The organism is Nocardia sp. XZ_19_369, from assembly GCF_015355715.1.
GTDB lineage: Bacteria > Actinomycetota > Actinomycetes > Mycobacteriales > Mycobacteriaceae > Nocardia.
The window spans coordinates 325,785-350,976 of record NZ_JACVED010000008.1 but is presented as its reverse complement, the minus strand read 5'-3'; the positions used below and the strand labels follow the sequence as shown (position 1 = coordinate 350,976).

29 protein-coding genes are annotated in these 25,192 nt (G+C 65.1%); 14 read left to right on the top strand and 15 right to left on the bottom strand.

The annotated features are described in order from the left end of the window. Nucleotides 1-162 precede the first annotated feature (162 nt). A complete protein-coding gene (locus IBX18_RS29785) occupies nt 163-546 on the top strand; it encodes a hypothetical protein (RefSeq protein ID WP_194836810.1) in 384 nt (127 codons plus the stop codon). A gap of 223 nt (nt 547-769) precedes the next feature. Continuing rightward, nucleotides 770-1,246: a DoxX family protein gene (locus IBX18_RS29780; protein ID WP_194836809.1), complete on the top strand. Its 477-nt coding sequence runs from the start codon at nt 770-772 to the stop codon at nt 1,244-1,246. A 1-nt stretch (nt 1,247) separates the two neighbouring features. Here the strand turns inward: IBX18_RS29780 and IBX18_RS29775 are convergent, their stop codons facing one another. Then, nucleotides 1,248-2,315 (bottom strand): low specificity L-threonine aldolase, encoded by a 1,068-nt coding sequence (locus IBX18_RS29775; protein WP_306796471.1) that lies wholly within the window; start codon nt 2,313-2,315, stop codon nt 1,248-1,250. A gap of 132 nt (nt 2,316-2,447) precedes the next feature. Here IBX18_RS29775 and IBX18_RS29770 point away from each other — a divergent pair, with 132 nt between their 5' ends. Further along, complete coding sequence (locus IBX18_RS29770) at nt 2,448-2,783, top strand: Lsr2 family protein (RefSeq protein WP_107655543.1); 336 nt, start codon at nt 2,448-2,450, stop codon at nt 2,781-2,783. Between the two features lie 102 nt (nt 2,784-2,885). On the opposite strand, the gene IBX18_RS29765 is transcribed toward IBX18_RS29770, so the two are convergent. The 3 genes from IBX18_RS29765 to IBX18_RS29755 form a co-directional block, all read right to left on the bottom strand. Continuing rightward, nucleotides 2,886-3,221, bottom strand: coding sequence for a hypothetical protein (locus tag IBX18_RS29765; protein WP_194836807.1), 336 nt, complete (start codon nt 3,219-3,221; stop codon nt 2,886-2,888). Nucleotides 3,222-3,523: 302 nt separating this feature from the next. After that, nucleotides 3,524-3,907 carry a hypothetical protein gene (locus IBX18_RS29760; protein WP_228541981.1) on the bottom strand — a complete coding sequence of 128 codons (384 nt, stop codon included), beginning with the start codon at nt 3,905-3,907 and terminating at the stop codon, nt 3,524-3,526. A 225-nt stretch (nt 3,908-4,132) separates the two neighbouring features. Next, complete coding sequence (locus tag IBX18_RS29755; RefSeq protein ID WP_194836806.1) at nt 4,133-5,305, bottom strand: epoxide hydrolase family protein; 1,173 nt, start codon at nt 5,303-5,305, stop codon at nt 4,133-4,135. A gap of 103 nt (nt 5,306-5,408) precedes the next feature. On the opposite strand from IBX18_RS29755, the gene IBX18_RS29750 reads away from it, so the two are divergent. Together IBX18_RS29750 and IBX18_RS29745 are read left to right on the top strand one after the other, a co-directional pair. Beyond that, nucleotides 5,409-6,029, top strand: a complete 621-nt coding sequence (locus IBX18_RS29750; RefSeq protein ID WP_194836805.1) for an ABATE domain-containing protein — start codon at nt 5,409-5,411, stop codon at nt 6,027-6,029. Further along, nucleotides 6,026-6,577, top strand: coding sequence for a dihydrofolate reductase family protein (locus IBX18_RS29745; protein ID WP_194836804.1), 552 nt, complete (start codon nt 6,026-6,028; stop codon nt 6,575-6,577). Before IBX18_RS29750 ends, IBX18_RS29745 begins: the two co-directional genes overlap by 4 nt. 12 nt (nt 6,578-6,589) lie before the next feature. On the opposite strand, the gene bla is transcribed toward IBX18_RS29745, so the two are convergent. After that, nucleotides 6,590-7,336: a class A beta-lactamase gene (gene bla / locus IBX18_RS29740; protein WP_306796490.1), complete on the bottom strand. Its 747-nt coding sequence runs from the start codon at nt 7,334-7,336 to the stop codon at nt 6,590-6,592. Between the two features lie 260 nt (nt 7,337-7,596). Between bla and IBX18_RS29735 the strand changes: the two genes are divergently transcribed. Beyond that, nucleotides 7,597-8,424, top strand: a complete 828-nt coding sequence (locus IBX18_RS29735; protein WP_194836803.1) for an LLM class F420-dependent oxidoreductase — start codon at nt 7,597-7,599, stop codon at nt 8,422-8,424. Between the two features lie 22 nt (nt 8,425-8,446). On the opposite strand, the gene IBX18_RS29730 is transcribed toward IBX18_RS29735, so the two are convergent. Next, entirely contained in the window at nt 8,447-9,172 is a 726-nt protein-coding gene (locus IBX18_RS29730) for a L,D-transpeptidase family protein (protein ID WP_194836802.1), read from the bottom strand. A 206-nt stretch (nt 9,173-9,378) separates the two neighbouring features. Between IBX18_RS29730 and IBX18_RS29725 the strand changes: the two genes are divergently transcribed. Beyond that, complete coding sequence (locus tag IBX18_RS29725; RefSeq protein WP_194836801.1) at nt 9,379-10,074, top strand: DUF2993 domain-containing protein; 696 nt, start codon at nt 9,379-9,381, stop codon at nt 10,072-10,074. A gap of 142 nt (nt 10,075-10,216) precedes the next feature. Here IBX18_RS29725 and IBX18_RS29720 read toward each other — a convergent pair whose 3' ends face one another. The 4 genes from IBX18_RS29720 to IBX18_RS29705 all read right to left on the bottom strand — a co-directional run bounded on the left by IBX18_RS29720 (nt 10,217) and on the right by IBX18_RS29705 (nt 13,567). Then, nucleotides 10,217-10,855 carry a hypothetical protein gene (locus IBX18_RS29720; RefSeq protein ID WP_194836800.1) on the bottom strand — a complete coding sequence of 213 codons (639 nt, stop codon included), beginning with the start codon at nt 10,853-10,855 and terminating at the stop codon, nt 10,217-10,219. Nucleotides 10,856-11,112: 257 nt separating this feature from the next. After that, the gene (locus IBX18_RS29715) at nt 11,113-11,769 is read right to left on the bottom strand and encodes a response regulator transcription factor (protein ID WP_147140457.1); all 657 of its coding nucleotides are present in this window, start codon (nt 11,767-11,769) and stop codon (nt 11,113-11,115) included. Further along, on the bottom strand, nt 11,760-12,908 hold the full coding sequence (locus tag IBX18_RS29710) for a sensor histidine kinase (protein WP_194836799.1): 1,149 nt from the start codon (nt 12,906-12,908) through the stop codon (nt 11,760-11,762). Before IBX18_RS29710 ends, IBX18_RS29715 begins: the two co-directional genes overlap by 10 nt. Beyond that, entirely contained in the window at nt 12,905-13,567 is a 663-nt protein-coding gene (locus IBX18_RS29705) for a DedA family protein (protein WP_194836798.1), read from the bottom strand. Before IBX18_RS29705 ends, IBX18_RS29710 begins: the two co-directional genes overlap by 4 nt. Before the next feature lie 245 nt (nt 13,568-13,812). On the opposite strand from IBX18_RS29705, the gene IBX18_RS29700 reads away from it, so the two are divergent. Beyond that, complete coding sequence (locus IBX18_RS29700; RefSeq protein ID WP_194836797.1) at nt 13,813-14,235, top strand: VOC family protein; 423 nt, start codon at nt 13,813-13,815, stop codon at nt 14,233-14,235. A gap of 208 nt (nt 14,236-14,443) precedes the next feature. On the opposite strand, the gene IBX18_RS29695 is transcribed toward IBX18_RS29700, so the two are convergent. Continuing rightward, entirely contained in the window at nt 14,444-14,998 is a 555-nt protein-coding gene (locus tag IBX18_RS29695) for a dihydrofolate reductase family protein (RefSeq protein WP_194836796.1), read from the bottom strand. Between the two features lie 520 nt (nt 14,999-15,518). Between IBX18_RS29695 and IBX18_RS29690 the strand changes: the two genes are divergently transcribed. The 4 genes from IBX18_RS29690 to IBX18_RS29675 all read left to right on the top strand — a co-directional run bounded on the left by IBX18_RS29690 (nt 15,519) and on the right by IBX18_RS29675 (nt 18,342). Continuing rightward, entirely contained in the window at nt 15,519-15,809 is a 291-nt protein-coding gene (locus IBX18_RS29690) for a hypothetical protein (protein ID WP_194836795.1), read from the top strand. Nucleotides 15,810-16,142: 333 nt separating this feature from the next. Next, entirely contained in the window at nt 16,143-16,529 is a 387-nt protein-coding gene (locus IBX18_RS29685) for a hypothetical protein (RefSeq protein ID WP_194836794.1), read from the top strand. A 267-nt stretch (nt 16,530-16,796) separates the two neighbouring features. After that, on the top strand, nt 16,797-17,252 hold the full coding sequence (locus IBX18_RS29680; RefSeq protein WP_228541980.1) for a DUF4189 domain-containing protein: 456 nt from the start codon (nt 16,797-16,799) through the stop codon (nt 17,250-17,252). 388 nt (nt 17,253-17,640) lie between these two features. Continuing rightward, a complete protein-coding gene (locus IBX18_RS29675) occupies nt 17,641-18,342 on the top strand; it encodes a fructosamine kinase family protein (protein ID WP_194836975.1) in 702 nt (233 codons plus the stop codon). A 289-nt stretch (nt 18,343-18,631) separates the two neighbouring features. Here IBX18_RS29675 and IBX18_RS29670 read toward each other — a convergent pair whose 3' ends face one another. After that, nucleotides 18,632-19,342, bottom strand: a complete 711-nt coding sequence (locus tag IBX18_RS29670) for a hypothetical protein (RefSeq protein WP_194836793.1) — start codon at nt 19,340-19,342, stop codon at nt 18,632-18,634. Between the two features lie 1,201 nt (nt 19,343-20,543). Beyond that, nucleotides 20,544-20,942, bottom strand: coding sequence for a hypothetical protein (locus IBX18_RS29665; RefSeq protein ID WP_194836792.1), 399 nt, complete (start codon nt 20,940-20,942; stop codon nt 20,544-20,546). A gap of 183 nt (nt 20,943-21,125) precedes the next feature. Here IBX18_RS29665 and IBX18_RS29660 point away from each other — a divergent pair, with 183 nt between their 5' ends. Beyond that, nucleotides 21,126-21,620 (top strand): hypothetical protein, encoded by a 495-nt coding sequence (locus tag IBX18_RS29660; RefSeq protein WP_194836791.1) that lies wholly within the window; start codon nt 21,126-21,128, stop codon nt 21,618-21,620. Nucleotides 21,621-21,751: 131 nt separating this feature from the next. Continuing rightward, the gene (locus IBX18_RS29655; RefSeq protein ID WP_194836790.1) at nt 21,752-22,249 is read left to right on the top strand and encodes a hypothetical protein; all 498 of its coding nucleotides are present in this window, start codon (nt 21,752-21,754) and stop codon (nt 22,247-22,249) included. Between the two features lie 1,083 nt (nt 22,250-23,332). On the opposite strand, the gene IBX18_RS29650 is transcribed toward IBX18_RS29655, so the two are convergent. Together IBX18_RS29650 and IBX18_RS29645 are read right to left on the bottom strand one after the other, a co-directional pair. Continuing rightward, nucleotides 23,333-23,785 carry a hypothetical protein gene (locus IBX18_RS29650; protein ID WP_194836789.1) on the bottom strand — a complete coding sequence of 151 codons (453 nt, stop codon included), beginning with the start codon at nt 23,783-23,785 and terminating at the stop codon, nt 23,333-23,335. Between the two features lie 171 nt (nt 23,786-23,956). Further along, complete coding sequence (locus IBX18_RS29645; RefSeq protein ID WP_228542038.1) at nt 23,957-24,703, bottom strand: HEAT repeat domain-containing protein; 747 nt, start codon at nt 24,701-24,703, stop codon at nt 23,957-23,959. Between the last annotated feature and the right edge of the window lie 489 nt (nt 24,704-25,192).

Below are 25,192 nucleotides of genomic sequence, written 5' to 3'. Positions count from 1 at the left end.
AGCAGGCGGTCGGTCGGCGAATGTGTAGCTGTTGTGGAGGTGTTGTGTAGGAACCCGATTCGGCCGTACGCGTTGCTATGTTCTATCCGTTGCGTCGATCTGTGACGCGACTGGGGCCAGCACCATTTCGGTTGGCGCAGAAAGCAACTGGAGTTCTTGACGATGCGTATTCGTACCGCTGTCGCAACACTCGGCTTAGCCGTGCTCGGGATCGGTGCCGCTGCCGGGCCGGCAGCGGCACTCGAACCGTTCTATGATCCGGAATTGGGCATCATGGGCGTGGATCTCAACCAATCCGACACCGCAGCCTTGTCCAACAGCCCGCTCCCGCAGCTGCTGGATCCGTTGCTGGGCAACGCCATTTACGTCACGCTCGACGTCGACCTCGAGTCGGAGGAGTCCGACGCATCGGTCCGTCGCGGCCCGCTGCCGGGCGGTTTCTCCGGCTTCGTCGCCGATACCGCACAGTCGCGGGGCGTCATGGGAGTCATGGTGGGGGACGGAAATACCGTGCTCGTGTACCAAGCTGTTCCCCAGCGAGGCTGACTTCGCGGCGGTTGTCGCGGTCCGCGTGGGACCGCGACAACCGCTTTTCGGTCGATCCGCGGAAACACTCGGCATCTGATGTCAGCTCATCGACCGCTAGCGCACGAACTGGGGATAGCGGTGCGACGGATCCCAGTTGCTGAACGATTCATCGCTGCGGATCGTAGTGACAGATACGGGTGGCACTTGGCGATCATCCGCGTTCCGGATTCGAGGTTGTGTCATGCATCTGTTGGCTACCGATGCGAATGCTGGGGCCGGCCCCGGTAGTCGCGGTGCGATTGTGCTGGGTTTGTTTCGGATTCTCGTGGGGCTTTCGTTCGTCGCGCACGGGCTCTCCAAGCTGTATGCGTGGCCGGTGGCGCCGCACGGCGGTCATCTCGCGACGGTCGGGAGCTGGCCGAGTTGGTGGGCCGCGGTGATCGAGGTCGGGGCGGGTGGGCTGGTGGCGCTGGGTATCGGCACCCGCATCGCCGCGTTGCTCTGTTCGGGCGCGATGGCTTACGCATTTCTGCTCGTGCATCTGAAGGAGAGCGCGATTCTGCCGATTCAGAACGGCGGCGAAACCGCTGTGCTGTTCTGCTGGTCGTTCTTCCTCATCGCGATGATCGGTCCCGGCGCGTTCGCGGGGGATACGTTGCTGCTGCGGCGAACAGGCCGCTCGATGCGCCGCGCAACCCCCGCGGATGTTCGCGGTTAACTCACACCCGGCTCATCTCGTCGGCGATCGCCTCGGCGAAATTATCGACATCGTCGGGGGTGGTGTCGAAGGCGCACATCCAACGGACCTCGCCGGTGCGTTCGTCCCACAGATAGAAGCGATAACGCTTCTGCAGTCGCTCGGTCACTTCGCGAGGAAGAATCGCGAAGACCGCGTTGGCTTGCACCGGGCGCACGATCCGCACACCGTCGATACCGTCGACCGCGGCCGCGAGGCGCTCGGCCATCGCATTGGCGTGCGCGGCACTGCGCAGCCAGAGATCGCCGCCGAGCAACGCCTCGAACTGCACCGAGACGAAACGCATCTTCGACGCCAATTGCAGCGACATCTTGCGCAGATAGCGGATATCCCGGACGGCCTCCGAGTTGAGCACCACGACGCACTCACCGAGCAGCAGACCATTTTTCGTACCGCCGAACGACAGCACGTCTACCCCCACATCCGTGGTGATCGCGCGCAACGGCACGCCGAGCGAGGCGGCCGCGTTGGCCAGCCGGGCACCGTCGACATGGACCAGCATGTCCCGTTCGTGGGCGTGTTCGCAGATCGCGCGAAGTTCATCGGCGGTGTACACGGTGCCGGACTCGGTGCTCTGGGTGACGGACACGGCCGACGGCTGGGCTCGATGCTCGTCGCCCCACCCGTGGGCCTGCCGGTCGATCAGTTCGGGTGTCAGCTTGCCGTCGGGGGTGGCGACGGTGTGGATCTTGATTCCGGCAAGCTTCTCCGGCGCGCCGCACTCGTCCACGTTGATGTGCGCGGACTCCGCCGCGATCACCGCACCCCAGCGCGGCAGCAGCGCTTGCAGCGCAACGACGTTGGCGCCGGAGCCGTTGAATACCGGGTAGGCCGTGGCTCGCTCACCGAAGTGCCCGGCGAAAATTTCCTGAAGGTGGGCGGTGTACTCGTCGCCGCCGTAGGCGATTTGATGGCCGCCGTTGGCCAGGGTCAGCGCCGCGAGTACCTCGGGGTGAATCCCGGCGTGGTTGTCGCTGGCGAAGCCGCGTACGGCGGGATCATGCCTGCGAACGGCGTCGGTGTCAGCCACAGATATTTCCCATCGGGTTCGGTTGTGCCGATCTGTACAGCGACGACGCGGAACCGCAGCGACCACATGTTGTTGCGTGGGTCTACGATTGTCGCTTCTACACATTCCAGCATTCTACGAAGGGGAAACTCCATGGCACGCAAGGTCGTTGTGACACTGGTCGACGACTACGACGGCAAGTCCCAGGCCGAAGAAACAGTGCACTTCACCTTGGATGGCGTGGCGTACGAGATGGATCTGTCGGCAGTCAACGCCAAGCAACTCCGCGGTCTGTTCGCGGAGTGGACGTCGACCGCCCGCAAGGTCGGACGTGCGCCGCGAGGCACGAGCAACGGGTCGCGGCCGACGGCCGGCCGGGAGCAGACGGGTGTCATCCGTGAATGGGCACGCCAGAAGGGTATTGACGTGTCGAGCCGCGGGCGGATTTCGGCCGAGGTGGTGGACGCCTACAAGAAGGCGAGCATGTAAGTCCACCGGAATCGCCGAGTCGGGCTCGGCCGTGGGGGACTGGTTCCTCCCTGCCGAGCCCGCCCGTCGAATTCGCCGCGCCATTTTTCGGGCGCGGCTTTTTCATCTCGGCCGGCTGTTCGTGGTCCGTTCGATGCGCCGGATGCGTTCGCGCGCAAGAAGTTCGGTCATTTCGGTCAGCGAGTCGGCCAGGAGCGGATGCAGTTCGGCGCGCGCCCGAGCGACAGCGGCGTCGATCACTTCCGCGGACACGGTCGGGAATTCGCCGCCCAACCGCTGGGCGGTCGCCCGACCGGACGTCACCGACTTCACCCACTGACCCATCAGATCCGGCGGCTTGCCCGAGCTGCCACCGAGGCTCGGCGCGGCGGCATTCGGCCCGTAATCAGAACGCTTTCGCGCCGAACGCACATCGGACTTATCGCTACTCAACGGCATATATCACTCCAGAGACGGCACCCAGAGGCAGTGAGCCGCGCTTCGGGACTCAGGAAAAGTAGTTGAACTGTACACCGCAATTCGCGCGGGGCACAGATCGATCCACGCATTTGCTCGCGGAAGTCGAAGAGGGGCAAAGAGTATCGCGTCTCGGTGGTATGGATAAACGTTCCGGCTGTTCACAGCAATTCCGCTGTAGAAAGCGCCGGTCTCACACAAGCTGAACTGGACAGTTGCCCGACTTTCGAAAATGCCCGTAGCGGGTCATGCGGTGCGGCCCTGGTGCAGGTGCGTTCCGCAACTCAGAGTCCGAGTGCCCGGCCCACTCGGTTGGTCAGATCGTGCTCGGTCATGGTGTCGACGTCGATCACGGGAAGTCCCAAGCGTGTGTTCTCTTCCCGAAGGCGGTTGGTGAACAACCGATCGCGTTCGAGCAGGTTTCGGGCGGCACGGTCCGGATTACTGGTCTTGCCCGGGATCTCCCAGCCGCGGCTGTCGAACGCTGCTCGGCGGAACGCCGGTGTCGGAAGCAACCACACGCCGCGGTTGTGCTCGGTGAGCAGAGGGGCGACCAGTTGTGGCAACAAGCGGAATCCCTCAGCGATGACCGGGGTTTCGGCGGAGGAACAGAGCAAGTCATCGATGCGCGCGGCGTGGTCGCGCATCGCGTCATCGGTGGAATACACCGCCAAGCCGTGCCGGGCCGCAAGATTACGGGCGACTGTCGATTAGCCTGCACCGCTGCCACCGCCGATCCAATACACATGTCGTAGTCGTGCGCGCAGCGCTGCGGCGGTGCGGGGCTGGTCGTGTTGGTCGACACCCATTCGACCAAGCTATCCGGCCACGCCGATGATGAAGATTTGCCGTGCGGCTTCGGACTGATTCCGCGTCCCGGTACCCAGCGGCGTTCACCGAGCGGCGGCCAGCACTGCCGCGAGACCTTCTTGCAGGTCCTCGACGAAATAATCGGGTACCTCCAGCGATGGGAAATGTCCGCCGGTTTCGGGCGTCCTCCATCGGACGATCTGCCGGTATCGCTCCTGTGCCCAAGGGCGCGGGCACTTCTCGATGTCGCGGGGATACATGGTGAGCGCTGATGGGACGTCGACCCGAAGGTCGGGGTCGAGCGAGTTGTGGCTTTCGTAGTAGATGCGGGCCGCGGACGCGCCGGTTCGGGTCAGCCAGTACAGGGTGACGTTGTCGAGGACGCGGTCGATGGAAATCGTGTCGAACGGGCTGTCTTCGGTATCTGTCCACTCGGCGAACTTGTCGAGGATCCAGGCGAGCAGCCCGACCGGTGAGTCGACGAGCGAGTAGCCGATGGTCTGCGGACGGGTGGCCTGCTGTTTCGCGTACGCCGCGCGGTGGCGCCAGAAGTCGCGGGTTTCCTCGGCCCAGGTGCGCTCGGCCGCTGTCAGCTCATCCGTTGTCAGTCCAGGCGGCGCCTCGGCGAACGTCGAGTGGATGCCGAGAACGTGCGCCGGGAACCTGCCGCCGAGAACTGTGGTGATATTGCCGCCCCAGTCACCGCCGTGGGCGACGAACTCGCGGTAGCCGAGCCTTCCCATAAGTTCCACCCAGGCGGCCGCGATCTTTTCGGTTCCCCACCCGGTGGTGGCCGGCTTGTCGCTGTAACCGAAGCCCGGCAGCGACGGGACCACGACGTGGAACGCCGGCGCGCCTGCGTTTTTCGGATTTGCCAGCTCGTCTACTACATCGAGGAATCGAACAATGCTGTCCGGCCAGCCGTGCGTCACGATCAGCGGAGTGGCGTCTGCGCGCGCGGATCGGCGGTGCAGGAAGTGGATTCCCAGATCGTCAATGGTCGTGCGGAATTGGCCGATGCGGTTGAGGCGCTCTTCGAACGGCCGCCAGTTGTATTCGGTGCGCCAGTAGTTCACGACCTCGGTGAGGTCGGCGAGCGGGACGCCCTGGTCCCATCGGCGAGGGTCGGGCGCGGGGCGATAGACCGTCTCTTTCTCCGGTAGTCGCGCCGCGGCTAGTCGCGCGCGCAGATCATCGAGGTCAGCGTCGGTTGCGTGGGTTTCGAATGCGTGCACGTCGCTGGTTGGACGGGGCATGAGACCTCCAGGCCGTCGGGGAACCGGCTACGAGCTTCCGTGAACCGGCTAAGACGGTTCTAACATCTCTTCGGGTGCCCGTGCAACCGGCTAAGGTGGTTCCATGCCTGCTGGGTTCCCCGACTTCCGCCTCGGTAGTGTGCTGGCGACCAGCTTCACGGCGACGCTGACCGAGCGTCAGGGCGACGCTGTCGAGCGCATTCCCACGCCGCAGCGACTCGTCGATTGGCTGGCAGTGAACGGTCTCGCCGTCGAGTCCTGCAGCACCGCCCAGCTCGAGCTCGCGCGGGAACTGAGGGAGTCGATTCACGCCGCGGCGACAGCGGCCGCGATCCAAGAAGCTCTCCCCGCGTCTGCTGTTCGTGTCCTCAATGACTGCAGCATCCAGGGGCGGGCCGCGGCTGTCCTGACGCCCGAGGGCACTCGGCAATGGCGACTCAGCTCGGCGTCCCGCGTAGAAGATGCGCTGGGCGTAATCGCCGCCGACGCGATCAGCATCATCGCAGGCGAACGAGACGGAAAATTGGCGCTGTGCGCATCGCCGACCTGCCGCGCGGCCTTCTTCGACACCAGCCAAAGTCGCACCCGCAAATGGTGTGACATGAACACGTGCGGGAATCGCCAGAAGAAGGCGCGCTTCAATGCCAACCACCGCAAAACACCGAAGATTGACCCCACTCGCACCGACGAGTTTCGAGCGCGTGGGAGGTCTACTCCGTTATGAGGAAACTGATTTACGGGTTCGGTGTGTCCCTGGACGGCTACGTCAACGATCGCGACGGCAGCATCGACTGGACCGATCCGGATGACGAACTGCACCAGTTCCACAACGACAGGTTCCGCGACCTCGAGATCTCGCTACACGGCCGCCGGATGTACGAGCTGATGGCCGAGTACTGGCCGCACGTGCCCGCGGACGCGCCGCCCATCGAGCGTGAGTTCGGCGAGCTGTGGACGGAGAAGCCGAAGGTCGTGTTCTCCCGCACACTCACCGAGGTGCAGTGGAACAGCACGCTGGTCAGCGAGAACGCGGTCGAGGAGGTGCGCAGGCTCAAGGCCGGCGGCGATGGCGTCATGGAGGTCGGTGGCGCCGACCTCGCCGCCTCGCTGATGCCACACGGGCTCATCGACGAGTACCAGATGTTCCTGTCTCCCTTGATACTCGGCGGTGGTACACCGTTCTTCCCGCCGCTGGACAAGCGCATCCAGCTCCGATTGACCGAGACGAGACACTTCGACACCGTGGTGATGCTGCGCTTCCTCGCCGTCTGAGGTCTGTTCGAATCAGACCAGAGTGCTGAAGATGTGCCGTGCGGCTTCGGCGATCAGCTCGCTGCTGGGTTCGGCGTCGTAGCCGCCGGTGCGGTCGGACATGATCGCGAGGACGAGGGGTGGGTGGGGGGTCGGCCAGACGATGGCTATGTCGTTGGCTCGGCCGTAGTTGCCGGTGCCGGTTTTGTCCGCGATGGTCCAGCCTGCGGGTGCCGCGGCGGCGATTCGCTTGGCGCCGGTCGTGTTTCGGACGAGCCAATCGGTGAGGATGGCGCGTTTGTCTGCGGGCAGGGCGGAGCCGAGGATCAGGTGCTGGTAGTCGGCGGCGATGGCGCGGGGTGTGGTGGTGTCTCGGTCGTCGCCGGGCGGGTCTCGGTTCAGTTCGGGTTCGTACTGGTCCATCCGGCTGACGGTGTCGCCGAGTCCGCGCAGGTAGTCGGTCAGTCCGGCGGGTCCGCCGATGTCGTCGAGCAGCAGATTGCCCGCGGTGCCGTCGCTGAAGCGGACGGCGGCGTCGCACAGTTCACCGATGGTCATCGCGGTGTCGACGCGTCGTTCGGTGACCGGTGAGATCGAGCGGATATCGGCCTTGGTGACGGTCACCGGCTTGTCGAGGTGAGTGAGCGGATTGTGGTGCAGCACAGCGGCTGCGGCGAGGGCTTTGAAGGTCGAGCAGAAGGCGAAACGCTCATCGGCGCGATGGGTCAGCGTGCGTGATCGTCGGCGAGTGCCACGGTCAACCGGTGCGTCCCGGACAATGTCGAGCCGGTTCCGTCGATGACCGAAAGTTCGGGTCCGAAGGTTCGCCGCTGGGGAGCGGGCTGCACTGTCATCAACCCCCTGGCACAGTCCTACGTGTGGCCGAACGTATCCGGCGATGCCGCCTGAGGATGGCCTGGCCTACGGCGGCGCGGAAGATCTCGGACCGCTGACCGAACCCTGGAAGCGACCGCGGTCCCGGAACGGCTAGGGCAATTCGCGCGGAATATTCGACGGTCGGGCGGCGGTTGAACTGCCGCATGCAGATCGGTATCAACACCTTCGTCACCGACGAGGGGATAAGCGGTCCGAAGCTCGGCCAGGCGCTGGAAGAGCGGGGGTTCGAATCGCTCTTCTTGGCCGAGCATTCGCACATCCCCGCGAGCCGGGAATCTCCGTACCCGGGCGGCGGTGATCTGCCCCGGATGTACTACCGCGTGCTGGATCCGTTCGTCACCCTCGGTGCTGTCGCGGCAGTGACCGAGAAGCTGATCCTCGGCTCCGGGGTGACCCTGCTGATCCAGCGCGACGTCATCCACACTGCCAAAGAGGTCGCCACACTCGATCGAATTGCCAACGGCCGCTTCGTATTCGGCGTCGGCGTCGGCTGGAATCGGGAGGAGATGGCCGATCACGGTACCGATCCCCGCACCCGCGGCGAACTTCTCGATGAGCAATTGGCGGCCCTCCGCGAGATCTGGACCAAGGACCTCGCCGAATATCACGGCCGTTTCATAGATTTCGACCCGATGTACGCCTGGCCGAAGCCCGTCCAGCAGCCGCATCCGCCGATCTTCATCGGTGGTGGCGAGGCTGCGGCGAAGCGCGCGGTGCGGCACGGTGTCGGTTGGATCCCCATCGCGCTGTCCGATCCCGCCGCGATTCCGGCGCAGTTGGCGCAGTTCAACGGTAGTGGTCTGCCTGTCTCTGTCCTGGGTGCGGCGCCCGACCCCGCAGTCCTCGACGCGTATGCCGAGGCTGGGGTGCAGCGCGTCACGCTCTCGCTGCCGACCAGTTCGGAATCCGAAAGTCTTTACAAGCTGGACGAATTCGCGAAGATAGTCGGTCGATACTCGACTCTGCGGTGAGATCGGCCCATCCTCGGCTGCGCTAGCGGAACAGGACCCGCATGGGTCCCATGATGATCCGATCGTGCGGGCGCAGGGTCTTGATGATGGTTTCGAGTTCCGGACGCGCGAGAGCGACGCATCCGGCAGTGGGGCCCGAGCCGGCGTGCAGGAAGATCGCCGAACCGTTGCCATGGACGATCGGCGAGTGCGGAGGGCGGTTGTAGTCGATGACCACGACCTGTTTGTAAGGGCCGTCGTTCATGAGCTCGGTGAGGTCTTCGTCGGCGGGCAGGCACTTGCCCCTGTAGTAGGTGTTGTAGCGGTGATCGCCGCTGGTGGAACCCCAGCAGGCGCCGTGGCGCAGTGTGCGGTACGGCAGCTCGGTGCCGGGATTCTCCTCGCCGAACGCCTCGGTCAGCGGGTAGGACCCGGTGGGCGACTTGCCGTCGCCCTCGCGTTTGGCGTTCGGTTCGGCGAAGCCATTGATGCCGATATGCCCTGCGGTGGACAGTGTCTGTTGCCAGGTGTCGCCGTGCATGACGCACACGACAACGTCCACCTCGGCGGTGCCGTAATCGGCGGCGATGGCGAAGAGAACGGTCCTGGCTGGTCCGGGCTGGTATCTCGACTGGCCGTTACTCAATGCCTGGCAAGGATTGCTTGCGGCGGCGGCCGGGGGAGCGGCGAAGGTCAACGTCGCGCTGACGCACAAAAGATAGGTCGCGAGACATGAATTCCGCAGGCGTGCAATAGCTTTCCTCGACATCGACCTCCCCGAACGCTGGTAGATGTAACGGACGTCGAAACAGCAGCCTAGCCACCGATGATCTTCCCGCCCGGCGACTCGCCCAGGCCTTGGCGGCCACATCCACGGTGCTCAGCCGGCCGGTGATCTGAGGCACGCCGGGGGTCAACGGCGGCAGCCCGGCGACGATCACAGCATGATGGTGGGATGTCCGAGCGGGTGAGCGCATGCGCGCATTTCTGATATTGATCGTCGTGCTGGCGATCGCACTGGTCGTCGGCGACCGGGTCGCAGTAGTTATGGCGCAGAACGAGATCGGCCGCAAGGTCGCCGCCGACTACAACCTTGCGCACCAACCGAGGGTCGAGATCGGTGGATTCCCGTTCCTGACCCAGGCCGTCGACGGCAACTATCGCGACATCGACATCCGGGTCGGCGACTGGAGTGGGCAGGGCCTCACTGTCCACAACCTCGATGTCACGCTGACGAACGTGTCCGCGCCGCTGAGTGATCTGCTGCAGAAACGCACGTCGAATCTTGTCGCGGCCGTGGCGACCGCGACGGCCGTGGTTCCGTACGACGCCGTGCAGGGCTTCGCGCCTTCGGGAGTGGAGTCGATCTCCTACAGTCCGGACGGTCTGCGCGTCGCCGGCACGTTCTCGGTGGAGGGTATCCGGGTGCCCGCGACGGTCATCGTCACGGTCGCGCCAACCGACAACGGCATCGAGGTCACTCCGGTCTCGGTGCAGCATGCGGCAGGCGGACCGACGATTTCGCTGGCGATGCTGCGCCGAGCCCTCACCTTCACTGTGCCGCTCCAGCGGCTGCCGCTCGGTGCGCGGCTGACGGCCATCCAACCGAGCGCCGACGGTCTCCAGGTGACCGCTACCGCCCACGACGTGCACTTCTCCAACCTGGAGTGAGTCATGTCTGCCTCGCAGCGCCCCACGCCGCAAAGTCGGTTGCGGGGGGCGCGGCGTACAAGGGCCGCAACAAACCGGCGTCGCATCGGCTCCACCAGGCCCCTCCGCCCGGGCCCGGCAGCCGAGCCCGCACCGCCGCCTGCTACTCGGTCTTCTCGGTGATCCGCGGAATCTTCACCGACTCCGGCTCCCCGAACGCGCTCCTCGACTTGTCGACAGCCGCTTCTTCCGCTTCGGCCGCCTTGTTTGCCAGCGCCGCATCGCCAGGGCTTTGCGCCGCCGTCCTCGCGGCGGACAGGGCGGCGTCGGCGGATTCTTCGAAATCGGCGGCGGCAGCGGCGAAGTCGGCGGCAGCGGCGCCGCCTTCGGACATGGCGGAGGCGGCCTGAAGGTGGATGTAGCCGGCGACGACGACGGCGCGGGCAGCGGCGGTGGCGGCGTAGCGGGCGGCGGTGCCGTCAGCGCCGCTGCCGTCGGTGGCGCCGGCTCGGGCGGCATCGGCGCCGCGGGCGTCCGCGGCGGCGGCAGTGGCTCCACCGTCGATCGCGGCGTCGGTATCGATGAAGCGGGCGGCGATGGCGGTGCGGGCGGCGGCGCTGTAGGCGCGTTGGCAGGCTTGGATCGCGAACGGCTTCTCCGTCGCCACCTTGACCTTTTCACCGGTGCAGTGCCCGCTCCACGGCGGATCCGGATCCTCCTGGGCATGCGCGGGGGCCGCAACCGCGGCATACGCGATGACGACAGCCAGCAACGACCCCACTGCGGTTGGAATGGTTTTCACAGCAACCTCCATGACGGCGAAGACAACACGGGAAACAAGAACGAATAGACCGGGCCGGACCCACCAGCACCACATCACCGACCCAACGACATATTCGACGCCACACCCGCCGCGGATCGGATGCTGTTCGGTCACGACGCTGAACCGCATCCAGCCGACAGCAAACGCGGTGAACGCCATCGAATTGCCGCTCGTCGGCAACTGAGGCATGGATCCTGACCTAGAGGGAGCCCTGAGCGTCGAAAGGGAAACGGCGATCAGTCGTCGGAAGCGTCGGTACGAAGGTACTCGAGGATGGCGAGCACCCGTCGATTGTGCGCGACACCAGCCTGCAGATCGAGCTTGGTGAAGATCGCGTTGATGTGCTTCTCGACCGCACTCCGGGTGATGAACAGCTCAGCGGAGATGGCCGCGTTGCTGAGCCCGAGAGCCATGCGCGTGAGGACATCGCGCTCGCGATCGGTGAGCCTGCTCAGCGGCGAGTCGGCGCGACTGTGCAGCAGCAACTGCCGGACGACCTCGGGATCGAACGCAGTGCCGCCGGACCCGACTCGCTCGATCGCGTCGAGGAAGGTGTCGATCGCCGACACCCGGTCTTTGAGCAGGTATCCGATACCACCTGTGCCGGTGAGGAATTCGGTCGCGTACCGGCGCTCGACATATTGCGACAGCACCAGCACGCCGATCGTCGGCCAGCGTTCCCGGATCTCCAGAGCGGCCCGAATGCCCTCGTCCACGTGATCGGGCGGCATTCGGACGTCGGCGATGACGAGCTCCGGTGGCCGAACCGCAACGGCGGCAAGCAGTTCGGTCGCCGTGCCCACCGAATCGACGATCTCGTGTCCCTCGGCGATCAGCAGCTGAGCCATGCTTTCGCGCAGCAAGGCGGAATCCTCGGCCAGCGTTATGCGCACGGCACCTCCACTCTGATGGTCGTCGGCCCGCCTTCGGGACTATCGATGGCGACGACCCCGTCGAGCGCGGTGATGCGGGAGGCGATTCCGGCGAGTCCGAGACCGGCCGGGTCGGCACCACCGCGACCATCGTCGCGCACGGTCATGATCAGCACGGAGTCGACCTCGGTGACGGTGAGTTCGATGCGCTGTGCCGCCGCGTGCTTGATCGCGTTGGTGATCGCCTCGCTCGCCGTGAAGTAGCACGCCGATTCGACCGAACGCGGCGGTCGCCCCGCCAGTCGATAGTCCACGGCCGTCGGCAGCGGCGTCCGGTCGGCCAACGCCACCAAGGCGCTGTGCAGTCCGTCCCGAGCCAGCATGGCGGGGTAGATCTTCCACGACACCTCGCGCAGGTCGGCGAGGATGTGCCGGGTCTCGGCGAGCGCGCGGCGGTGTAGTTCAGCCTGTTGTTGCCGGTCGGATTCACGTTCACCGCGGGCCAGCAGGATCGACAGCGCGATGACTCGTTGCTGTACCCCGTCGTGCAGATCGCGTTCGATGCGTCGGCGTTCCTCGTCGATGGCGTCGACAATGTCGGCGCGGGTCGTGGTGAGCTCATCCACCCGCTGCGCCAGCGCGCCGGAGCTGGGGCGGGCGAAGGCATTCCATGCGCGGGTTTCGACGCCGACGATCCCCGCCAGCCCCTGCACCGCCAGATAGCACAGCACCATGCCGGGCAGTGCGAGGGCCGCGACGGTCGACCAGTTGACCTGCCCTGGCTCGTTCGCGTCGAAGATCGGAACGGCAGTTCCGGTCGCTGCGCCGACCACCAAGTTCACCGCGATCACCAGCCCCAGACCGAGCAACAACCCGATCACGCCGGTCAGCATCCCGATCAGGGCACGGACCACCAGGTAGCCCGCCGCACGGTAGCCGCTGGGCGTACCGCGCAACGTCACGCCGAACAAAGCCAGACGACGCCGCTGCAGCCCGACCGCACCGCGGGCAAACTGGGGTGACGCCAGGCTGCCCAGCGCGGCGACCAGGTCGACCGGCACGGTCACGACCCCGAGCAGCAGGCCCCCGAGGACGGTCGCGGCCCGACGCGCGCGGCTCGGGCCACGCGCGTCGGACTCGGCGTCGATGGCGGGTCTCATTTCCTGATTGTCTCGCGCCGCTGTGCGCGCAGCGTGCGCACACGGCTCACGACGAACCAGCCGCCGCCGACGACTACCGCGAGAATCACCAGCTTTTGCAGCACCCCGGCATAGGTTTCGACGACCGGCCAGTTCTCTCCGAGGAAATATCCGGCGAGCACAAAAATGGAGTTCCACAGCAGGCTACCGGCGGTGGTCAGTGCGGTGAAGCGCACCAGATTCATGCGTTCGACCCCGGCGGGAACAGATATCAAGCTGCGGAACAAGGGGATCATCCGCCCGAAGAACACCGCCTTCGTACCGTGGCGGGCAAACCATGCCTCCGCTCGGTCGAGATCGGCGACCCGAACCAGCGGCATCCGGTCCACGATCCGGCGCAGCCGCTCCCGTCCGAAGGCGGCGCCCAGCCCGTACAGGACGAGCGCGCCGACCACCGAGCCCAGCGTCGTCCAGATCAACACCTCGAGCAGACCGAACTCGCCCCGACTCGCGGTGAACCCCGCCAGCGGCAGAATCACCTCGCTGGGCAGCGGCGGGAAAAGGTTCTCCAGCGCGATGGCGATACCCGCGCCGAACCCGCCCAGTTCTTCCATCACATCGACCGCCCAGCCGGCGAGCCCGGAGAGTTCGCTGCCGGTGGAATCTATTGCCATATCCATGATTTCGACGCTATGGACGATGTCGGCGGCAGACAGTAGCGGCAACCACCCGACCACTGCCTGGCAACCCCACCGTCGGACTGCGGTTTTCCGCACCCCGATCGCAGAGCCTGCATCATCGTTCGATCACTGCGCGTGCCCGCAGGTTCCATGAATAACCACGACAGGAGGTGTCGTGATTATTTGAAAGGCTGGCTTGGCGACCGTCGGAGAGCCCGATCGGTCACGTCGCGAAGGAGCGTCACGTGAGTTCTGGAGTCAATCCATGCATCGTGTTCAACGGCAACGCACGGCAAGCGATGGAGTTTTATCGGGAGGTCTTCGGCGGCGCGTTGGCGATCGGAACGGTCGCGGACTTCGGCTCACCGGAATCGCCCAACGCCGACAACGTCATGCACGCCCGACTCGACACGCACGCCGGTTACACGCTGATGGGATGGGACTTCCCGGAAGACCGGCCCGGCCACCCGCCCTATCAGCCAGGTAACAACGTGGCGGTCTTCATCGGTGGCGACGACGACGAACTCCGCGGCTACTTCGAGAAGCTCTCGGTCGGCGGCACTGTAACGCTGTCACTCGAACAGCAGGTGTGGGGCGACGAGGCGGGCTCGCTCGTGGACAAGTTCGGAATCAGCTGGATGGTCAACATCACGGCTCAGCAGCACTGATCGAGCACGTGCAGTCGATCTTGCTTGATACCTTGACTTTTCATCGAACGATGGGTGCTGCAGCATGAACGAAGGTCAGTGCGCCGCCATGGCGGGGCTCGCGGAAGTGCTGTCGTGTATCGGGCCGACCTGCGGAGACATTGTCCTGCACCAAAATGACGAGGCTGCCGCACACGAGGCGGGGGTCGATCCCTGGTCCCCGGGCGGCTCAGCCGTTGGTCACGGCGTATCGGAGCAGAGCTACGCCGGAAGGCAACGCCCGTGACTCGAGCAGCTCGAGATCGGAGAACGAGATGCCCTCAGCGACCAGGCCCTTTCCGCGGCCCTGGACGGCAGGGAAGACGAGCAGCCGGATCTCGTCGACGAGCCCGGCTGCTAGCACCGCGTGCGCCAAGGTCAGGCTGCCGCACAAGGTGATGTCGCCGCCGTCGGACTCCTTGAGCCGACGCACCTCTTCGACCGGGTCACCGGAGAGGATCGCCGAGTTGCGCCACTGCGGATCCGTCATCGACGAAGAGACGACGTACTTCTGCACTTGGTCCAGGTACGCACCTGCCGGCTCGTCGGTGTGCTGCGGCCAGTAGCCGCGAAAGTCCTCGAAGGTCTGCCGGCCCAGCAACACCGCGTCGGAGGACGCGCCCAAGAGCTCCGTCGCATCCAACCAGTCCTCGATGCCACCTTCAGGAGACGGGCCGAACCACTCATCGATAATCTCGATCCGCCCGTCGGCAGTGATGTTCTCGGTGAGCAGCAACCGGCGCATGAGACCGTTCTAGCACCGATCAGAAGCGCCCACAATCGCGACGGGCGCAGCGCCGCGTCTGATCGGTGACCGCCTCCGCCTCCGCCTCGGCGAATGAGGCCAGGCTGTACTCCTCATCCGCCGATCGGTGCAACTCTTCACACACGACGTTTCATCGATGCCCGAATGGCGGACCACGATCGGCATGTGCAGATGTCCCGAGCCGCAACGGATCTCATCCGCCGGCCCGAGTGCCCAGCGGCATGTGCAGATGTTCGACTGCGTTATCACCACCCACCATCTCAGATCGTGCTGACCGCTACTCGATCGTGCGATTTTCGTGCAGCTGTATCAGTTTGGGGGCCACAGCACGACCGAAGGCCCCGGGGTGGCGTTCACCCCAGCGGGCTGGCAGCCCGACATCCCAGAGAGAGAGATCTACGCTCTCGATATCTGTATTTCTGGGGAGCGCTTGGCGCAGCACTCGGGGGCGACGCGATCACCGGGTGCCGTAGCCATGACGAGTCTGTGAGGTGCCGAAGTGAGTCTGGACATCTATGTGATCGGTCGAGGTGATGTGCAAGACGCGCACTTCGGGGACGACGCCGAGGAGTCCTTCCTGCGGATGTGCCAGGCGGCACCCGACGACACTCTGCGTCGAGGCGTGGTGAAGCACGGGCGGACGATGTTCAACCCGGTCCAGCTCCGTCGCTTCGTCGCCGAGCTCGAAGCCCTTCCAGCCGCCGAGCGCACTCCGGTGGTCAGGGAGGTGGAAGCCGCCGCCCACCTAGCCATCCGCAGCTCAGGTTGCCTGCTGATCGTCGGTGAGTAAGGCGCGCTGGATGCCAGGCTAGATCCAGACGATCCGCAGGACTGGGGCGCTCAGCGTCGGGTGCAGTTGTTGTTTGAAGTGGTACGGCGTCAGTGCCGGGCGTCGGCGGATCGATCCGAACGACCCGGCGCTGCACCGTTGATCGCCGTGCCGCCCAGAGTGGGCTGGGCATTACCGCGCGTTGGAAACCCTTGTCCGTCAATCGTTCTGGTCGATTGACCAACGCGCGGTAGGCGGTGCGGGCCGGACTCTGTCCCCCCGCGTCGCGCACCAGTTCGCTGTGCTGAGAAGATGTCCGGTGCCGGGGATCGCCTCGGGAGAAGGGACATGCCCATGCGACCAACAGCTTTCATCGTGTCGGCGCTGATAGTCGTCACGTGCGGACTCACCGCGGTTGCCGGTACTGCGGGAGCGGTCGACGACAAGGCGACATGCGCTGCCTTCAACGAGACCTGGACCGATTTGAACAACCGGCTCGGAGCACTCGGCGGCGCGGGCTCGTTCTCCGAACTGCGGGCGATCTACCTCGACACCGCGGGGGAACTCCGCGTCGTGGCGGACGCCGCAGACCCGGGCGCGCTGAAAGACGCGCTGAATACTGCTGCGGCACACCTGAGTCGGCTCGAGACCGCGACGAACCTCGACGACTTCGACAGGGTGATGGGGGATTCCGCTCTCACCGCTGCCTTGGACGAGGCCGGCACGCCCTGCGGTCTCTGATCTCGCTCGCCGTCGCGACCGGCCCGCCGTCGCCGCCCGGTCTCGTGAGGGCACGCTGGGTAGCGGCTCTCGCCCGGGCCACACGTCCTCATAGTTGACCGCGTCCGTCGCTGCGCGAGGCGATGGCCGCCGACGAGGGCGCTCCCGCAGCCAAGGGCGACTAGATCGGTTTCGGCAGATCCGTCACGAACACCGCAGTTCGTGATGGCCTGTGCCGTGCCCCCGAGACTTGGGGCGATCTCGAGTCCATGCGCTGCGGTATCTTCCATGCGATCGCCGCACCCTGGTCGGCGCGCAGAGGAAGCACGCCACATGTTCACAAAATCCTTTGCGGCCGCCGCGCTCTCGGTGAGCGCCGCTGCCGTTCTTGCGGCACCGTCCGCCGCCGCCGACCCGGTCAACTGGGGCGCCGTTTCCCTCAGCGTGTGGGGCAACGTCTACGCGTTTTCGGTCAACCACCCGACGGAAGCCGACGCCATTCGAGCCGCCGACCGAGCGTGCAAGGGTCAAGGCATCATCGACTGCCGGATGATGGTGACGTTCGCGAACGGCTGCGGTGCAGTCGTGACGAGTCCGCTCGCGATCGTGGCAGGGTTCCCGATCGTGGGTTTCGGTAAGGGGGCGACCCCGGGGGAGGCATACGCAGATGCCACCCGCAACCTCCCGACCGGCACCGGAAGCGCCGGCTCGTTCAATCGCGAACATGCCTGCAACCAGCTTTGATCTAGTTCCAGCACGGTCCTCGGCAAGAGCGGATACTCGTGCGCTGAGGTGCTGTCGCGGTGTGATCCGGCCTGGGCGTGCACTATTCGGTCTAACGAGGGGGAAACCCCTCGAATCAGCCTAAAGTGCACGCCCAGACCGGGTCCGCTCCTGGCCTGTTCGAACAGCGCGGCACGCGGCACTCCGCAACGCCACCCGGATCGGTATGGCGCTCGCCGCAACCTCGTCGATCATGGCTCACTGCCCTGATGGCAGAGGTCGAGGTCCTCGCTGACCAACTGGAGGCGACAGACTTCGCTGTCACAACGCTCGAACAGATGACAGGCGGATGTATCTGCATCGCCGGCATCGCAACATTGCGTGACGGCCGCCGGATTTCGCCAAGACGCTGGCGAACGCGGATGTCTTCGAGGCCGAGGCCGCCGGTTGTCAGCACTCGCACAGTTCGGCGGTATACGTGTTCCCGCCATCGCCCACGTCTCGACCCCACCTAGTCGTCCTCGAAGCGCTACGGCCTCGCGGCGAAGACGAGCAGTTCTGGGAACAGCTCGCGCACATGGTCGCCGCACTGCACACCTCGACGGTCTCCGATAGGTTCGGCTGGCATCGCGATGGCTGGCACGGCCGAATGCTGCAAGAAAACGGTTGGGAGACAGACGGTTACCAGTTCTACGCACAGCACAGGATCCTGCGGAGGCTGCGGGAAAATCCGGTGCAGGAGGAGTTCGACCGCGACCAGCTCAGGGCAATCGAACGACTTAGCCTCGCGCTACCCGAGCTCATCCCGCCGCACCCGCCATCGCTGACCCACGGCGACATGTGGCCGGGAAACATCCTCGCGGACGGCTCAGGCAGACCCGTGCTGATCGACCCCGCGGTGTCCTATTGCTGGCCTGAGATCGACCTGGCCACGCTGTGGTGCCAGCCCCGATCGTCGGCTTCGGACCGGTTCTTAGCTGTGTACGAGGACCTCACTCATCCGTGTGAGGGGTGGCGCGACAACGCGCAGGTGTTGCGTATCTGGGGTCTGTTCAGTGTGATCGCCCACGCCTCGACACGTGGGGCGCCGCACGAATCATCCACGAACTAATCGCACCCTATCGCCACAAACAGTCCTGACGACGCAGTGCAGACTTGCGCGCACATCGGCAATGCAGTGCGTTGAGCGGTCCCGGTTCGCCCTGCACCAGATGATGTGCGGCGGCCGAAGCCCGCGCCGCGGTCGTGTGGTTCGACGGTGCGGCCCGGCTTTCGTGCTTGTGTTGCTGACGGATACTGCTGTGGCGTCATCGACGATGGACAGACGGTATCGACGCGTTGTCCAGCGCCGAACCACACCGCACGAGTGTGGGGTGTGGTTCGGTTCGCGCTGAGTGGTGTCAGCAGTTGCCGGTGCCCCTCTTTCCGGGAGCACCATTGACCAGCCCTGCGCCGCCGCTGCCCGCGGCACCACAGGCACCGAGGGTGCCAGTGCCAGTCTTGGCGCCGCCGTTGCCGCCGTCGCCGCCCGCACCGCCGGTACCGAGGACCCCGGTGCCGCCGTCGCCGCCGCGCGCGCCCGCGCCACCGCTGTTGTTCGCACCGGAAGCGTCGCCGCCGTTACCGCCTCTGCCTCCTGCGCCGCCGGTGTCGACGGCCCGGGCGTTGCCGCCGATACCGCCGGCGCCGCCGGGCGCACCGTCAGTGCCTGTTCCGCCGGTCGCGCCCGCGCCGCCGTTGCCGCCTTCGCCGCCCGCCCCACCGGATCCGCCATTGGGACCGCCGAGCCCGCCGTTGCCGCCGAGTCCGCCGCTACCCATGACGCCGAGCCCGCCACTACCGCCACTACCGCCTGAGCCACCGGCTCCGCCGTCGTAGCCGTCGCCGCCGTTGCCGCCGTTGCCCCCTGGACAGTTCTCGCTTCCCGGGCTGCCGTTGCCGCCGCTCCCGCCCGCGGGCTGGGAGGCGGTGCCTGGGGCGCCGTCGGCACCGTCGATGACGATGCAGGTGGCGAACGCGGGAGGTGCCACGGCGATCATGGCGCTGGTGGTCAGGACGAGACCGCCGAACAGTGCGGCGATACGGGTCCGTGCGCTGAGAGTTCTAGTCATGATAACGCTCCTGAATTGCTGTGCGCTGCGGCCGACATAATGCAACCGGCCATGGTGGCGCGCTTTATCCGCCTCGGTATGAAGTACAAGAGAATGCCCAGCGCGCGCGGCGCATTCACCGGCTCGTGGTCTACCGACAAGCCAATTACTTCGCCGTCTTCGTCAGCGGGGGTGGAGAGTGGAACTCTGCAGTGGATGTGGTGGCCGCTGTGTCCGGGGCTGTCATGTGTAATCCGTTGCTACCGAGGCGTTGCGGACGGCCGAATCGGGTGGCCATCGTCTCGTGAAACGCCTCGGCGCCGGTAATGAAGCACTGACATTTGCGAATATTCATCCATGCTTTGACTCATCTGCCAGCAGTGGCGACGATATGTGATATCACCGGGGCTGGAGCAGCAAATTCAGCCTACGCTTGATCGGCGTCGATTACTACGGGTGTGCGCGCCACGGCAGGCGGATTCTCGATTTTCACATTACATTTTCAGAAATAGGCAGGATAGTGCTTCCGGCGTCGGCGATTTCGGTAGGGACGGCCACGGGCCACACCACTTCTGCCCGCGGTCCCTCGAGTCGGTCACGCAGGCCGTCGACCCCGGCCTCGTAGCGCTGCACCACGGGTCGTAAACCTGGCCGATCTGGGAATATCGGCAGGTCATCGCCGGGTTGTCGCGGACTCCCCGGCATGTTGTATGACCGCCGGACATCGACGCGCCTCACGCTCAATGGCAGGTCGGCTCACCCGGATCTTCTTACGGCTCAGGAGATCTGGTGTCAAGCATCGGTGTGAGTCCTACTTCGACAAGCCATCGGAATCGTCCATCCGCACGCAGACTCGCGCGCCGAGCCGGGTCCATGAGTTCCCCCGGCCATTTCTCCGGGCAGCATCGCGGCCGTTCTCCGCGCGATTTCGATCGCCGGTAACGCTTCGACGCTGTTATTCAATAACTCGTAACGACGCGGGTTGTGTGGTCGACGTTCATAGTGACGGCACAAGATCCCATCCGCTCGGCTACAACCGAGACGCCGAGAGGTAATTCACCATCTCTGGCACCGGTTAGCGTGGGCCTGCAAGGTATTGCCGCACAACAGATTTGGTGCCCCATCAGCATCGCGGGTGCAGAGTCCCAACTATTCGACGGACAGTCAAAACGACTCGTTCCAGAATTCATAGGAAGAACAGTCCAATGATGCCCAAATCGGGTCAGGAGAACAATTGTGAGCCCGCAGTGCGGGCTTCCAGAATGGCGGAAATCTCCGGAAACTCGACCCCGAAGGGCATCGTCGGCCGACGCGCAGTGCGACATGCCACGGTCATCGCGTTGATCGTTGCCGCCGAACTCGGCATCGCGGGATTCGCGGTCAGCGTGGCAACCGCCGGGCCCGGCATGAACACGGCGATCTCGATCGACGGCACCACCGGCACCTGGGCGCCCGTTGTTGTCCAATCCACCACCGCATCACCGACGGCGACCACCCCGATCGCAACGGCAACAACATCGCCTGTCACGACCACGACCACCCCTGTACCGACGACGACCACACCCTCGCCTGTCACGACCACAACCACGCCGGTAACAACGGCGACGACGACGCCGGCCACGACCGCCACTACGCCTGAGGTGGAGCCATCCAGCGTCAGCGAGCCGCAACCCCCGGCCGGTCCCTAACGACCGAGCACACCCCGCTCACTGCCACCGCCAGGCTCCACACCCGGCACCGCTCACCCCCTAGACCTGCTGCCTTTGGGCCGCAAAGAATTCCACCCGCTAGAAGGAGAATCTCCATGCGTATCACCAACAGAATCAAAGCCCTCGCCGCCGTCGCCGCTATCGGCGCGATGCTGGGGGTGGCCGGCATCGCCTTTGCCGCGTTCGTCCAAGACAGCAGCTCCGGCGGCGTCGGAGGCTCGGCCGAAGCCATGTCACCCGCCACAGTGACCGGCGCGCAAACCGGGGTCCTCCTGCCCGGCGAAAAGGCCTACGTCACCTTGACCCTGTCGAACCCGAATACCAATGTGAAGATCAAATTGGTGTCCATCGCCGCGGGCGAGGTCATCGTCGACTCGGTCGCCAATTCCGCGGACATGAGCTATTGCCGCGACCAGATCTCCCTGTCTGCCGCGGGGGCCGATCCGCTGCTGCCGACACTGGCGGTCAGCGAAGCCAATTTCCCCTACAAACTGACCGACGCGGTGACGCTGAAGGACGACACCGACATCCGCTGCCAGGCCATGACCTACCACACCACCTGGACCGCCCAGTTCCAGGCCGTCCGCTAATTCCCGACCACGGCAACCCCGAGACCTCCGGCTCGGGGTTGCCGTACCCCGAGCGGCCCGGCCCACCGAACGGGCACGGCTCACCCCCCGTTTGACCCCCGCCGCACGACGCACCCGATGAAAGAACCGCCATGGGTATCCCTGGGAAAATCAGACACACAGTCGGCACCACAGCGGCCGGCGCACTCTTCGGCATCGCAGGAATCGCCGGCTTCGCTCTCGCGGCGTCCGTGCAGAGCAGCGCCGCGGGCGGCGGGTCGAGCCCCGCCGAGTCGCACGCCACCGTGGTCGGCGCGCATATCGGCGTCCTGCTGCCCGGCGAAAAAGCGTATATCACCCTCACCCTGTCGAACCCGAACGCCAACGTCCAAGCCAAACTGCTGCCCATCCGCGCCAACGACGTCGTGATCGACACCGTCGCCGACCCCGCCGACAAACCCTACTGCCACGACCAGATCGAACTGTCCACCGTCGGCGCCGACCCCCACCTACCGACACTCGCCAAGAACGAAACCAACCACCCATACCGAATGATCGACGCCGTGATCCTGAAAGCAGACACCGACGCCCGCTGCCAAGGCATGACCTTCCACACCACCTGGATCGCCCAATTCGAGAACGTTCCCTGACAACGCCTCCCTCAGGTCTGTTTGGAGAACGGCTCTGTCCCCGACGGGAGTCGTAGCCAGGATAAGCGCCGCTCTTTTCGATGCGGCATACATGCCGCGAGTGAGTCTCGGTCTCGAGTCTTCGACATCGCCGAGAATCGAGTTGTCTGATGCAATCGAGGAATTGTGAACATCATACTTTTGGGCATCTTTGTGTGGTCTGCTGTGTCGTTCCTTATTACCGTGGTTCTGATCCTTTTGATCCGACGTGCAAAACATAATAGGCAACGTGTCCTTTCCGAAGAGTGCGTCTGGGAGACCGAGCTGCGACGACGCCTCCACCAGGCCGGGAAGAATCTTTGACCGAGACCGGAGCGAAGGGACTTAGGTCAGAAGCGCCTCGCCGCCCTTACGACCCGCTGACGCGCATCCCGAAAATCTGTTTCGGTATTGAGAAACGGCAGGAGCGGGCTACTGGGTCACGTCTGCCGGTCAGGCCCATCTCGCCGGGATCCTGTTCCCCGGATCCCCGGTCGGTGGCGCTCGTTGCCGAACTGATAACGCTGAAGCCTACCTCGCCCAGTGCTGAAGGCGTAGGCGAGATCTCGAGTGCGTTATTCAACAAGCACTTTGGCGCTGAGTGGCCGCCGAGTTCCGTATCACCCGAGCACCATCATTGCCGTAGGCGTGCGGGAAATCCGCTTGAGTGTACGTTGAGAAGATTTGTCGACCAATACATTTGGACGGCCGACCAGCGCGCGCTATGCGGCAGGAGTCCGGCGGAGTGCACGCCGCTGGTCGGTTCGTCCGACACGCACGAGATGGCGGGCGACAGCGCCGTTAGCGGGTGCCCCGGCATGCTCGCTCTATCGTGCCCGGCACATCCTCCGATGCGGAACTGACTAGCCGTGTCCCGGGTCCACAGTCGGTTTCGCGTAGACGCTGAGCAAAAGCCCTGGTGTGCTGCCATATTCACGGCACCGGGTGGACTACCCGAACGGTGAGGGTGCGACCGATTCGAAGGGGAGGACGGGGGAGTGGGGCCGCAGACTCGGTGTCGCCGAGTAGGGAGCTGAGGGCGACATGCCGGTCTGCGGCGAGCACTCAGGGCAGTACGGCGCAGGCAGGGCCGAGATTGATGCCGGTTCCGACGTTCATTGCATTGCGGGGGAGGTAGATATCGAAGTCGTCACCCTCCAGGAGTTCGAGGACCACGATTTTGTGCGGGCCCTTCCGGTCGGGGGTCCATGCGGTGCGCGCCGCTCCGGACGCATCCGCTACCAATTCATACGGCTGGAATTGCTTGTAGTCCGCGGTGTTCGGGTCGTCGCCGATCTGGTCGAGCACGACCACCGCCTTGCCGGGGTCGGTCATCACGGTGACCGCGTAGGAGCAGCCGGTGCCGCGGGCGTCTGCCGAGCTGCCGAAGCTCTGGCCGTTCTCGACGCGGACGTTCGTGACGGTCGCCCCTGCCTGAGGCGCGGCGAACGCGATCGCTGCGGCTAGGACGCTGAGCGTCGCCACGGTGGTGGCGGCCGCCCTGTTGGATCTATGCATGGTGAATTACTCTCTGTAGCAATGGATTCCCCCGTTTGGAGTCGAGGCGAACTATACAGGTGACCAGCAGTTTCAGGGTCTTCCTTTTTCGCAAGCGGGGCAGATACCGTACAGCTACTACGCCGGGCACGGTGGCACTCGTCGAGTCGTGCTGAACAGATATGTCGATGGCTACCGACGCTTCGATGCCTCGTCGCGTACTTCGGGGTCCGGATCTGTGGTCAAGCGGGCCAGCAGGCGACGCGCCTCGGTGCCGCGATAGTTGTGTAGTGCGTAGGCGAGGGCGTAGCGGACTTCGGGGTTGGGGTGGTCGATGAGGTGGGCGATGTCGGTGACGTCGCCGCGGCTGCGACGGCCTAAACCGTAGAGGGCGTTGATCAGGTCGTCTTCGTTGTCCGGGTTTCGTAGTTGTTGCAGCAGTTGAGGTTTCGTGCGTTCGGGGGTTTCGGGGGAGAACCGGCGGCGCAGGTCGGCGGATTTGAATTCGCCGCGGCCGAGGCAGGCCGGGCAGGCGCAGGGGCGGCGGCCGTGGGCGTTCGGATGGTAGCGCCATCCGGTTACCTGGCGTACGTGCCGGACCCGGTGGAGTTCGGTGGGGGAGATGGAGCGAGGTATGACGATCTGGTAGCCGCGGGCGTCCTCGGCGTGCATGATCAGCGAAACAGCCTCGGCGGCGGTCATTTCCGTGCCGGCGGCGGAGTAGTGACCGACGAGGACCGGTTCGTCGTCGGGTATCCGGAAATGTACTGCGATGAATAGCCGCTGGCCGCCGCGGCGTAGCTCGCGTAACCATTGATGCGACAGCACATATGAGGGCAGCATCGGCATGCAGAAGACGCCGCGCTCGAGGCCGTGCACGGTGATGCCCGCACGGCGGATTCGCCGAGCGTTCTTCTCCGGTGTCAGGTGCACGAGCATGGCCACAACGCAAACCATAGATCGGTGGCTGTGAGGACCTCCAGTGCGGCACGGGTCTCGTTGTGCCACAACCAAATGTTCACCCGTTGTTCGCCGTCGACTCGCGGAGTTTGGCGTCGCATGAAAACATCTGTGCCAGTTGACTATCGGAATGCGGATGGCAGCAGCGCCGCTTCGTCCCAAGGCTTAGGAATTCGGAGATCAGATGCTGTTCTGGGCAACCATCGTAGGCGCCGCACTCCTCGTACTGCTGTTACTCGGCGCGGCGGCACGAGCAATGGATCCGCGTGGCCAGAAGGAGCGGCGCAACTCGGGTGCCGGCCCCCGCCGGCCTGTGCTGCAACAGAGTTGGCCGCAGGCCGGTCGCCCGGGCTCGCGCCGCTAGGAGTTCGCCGCAACCGTGCCGGGGTCGCGGACAGCGTGGCCCTGTCGGTTGCGGCGAACTCTGGCCGGGGTCTCCGCATCAGCGCTTCAGCGAAGCACCAATTG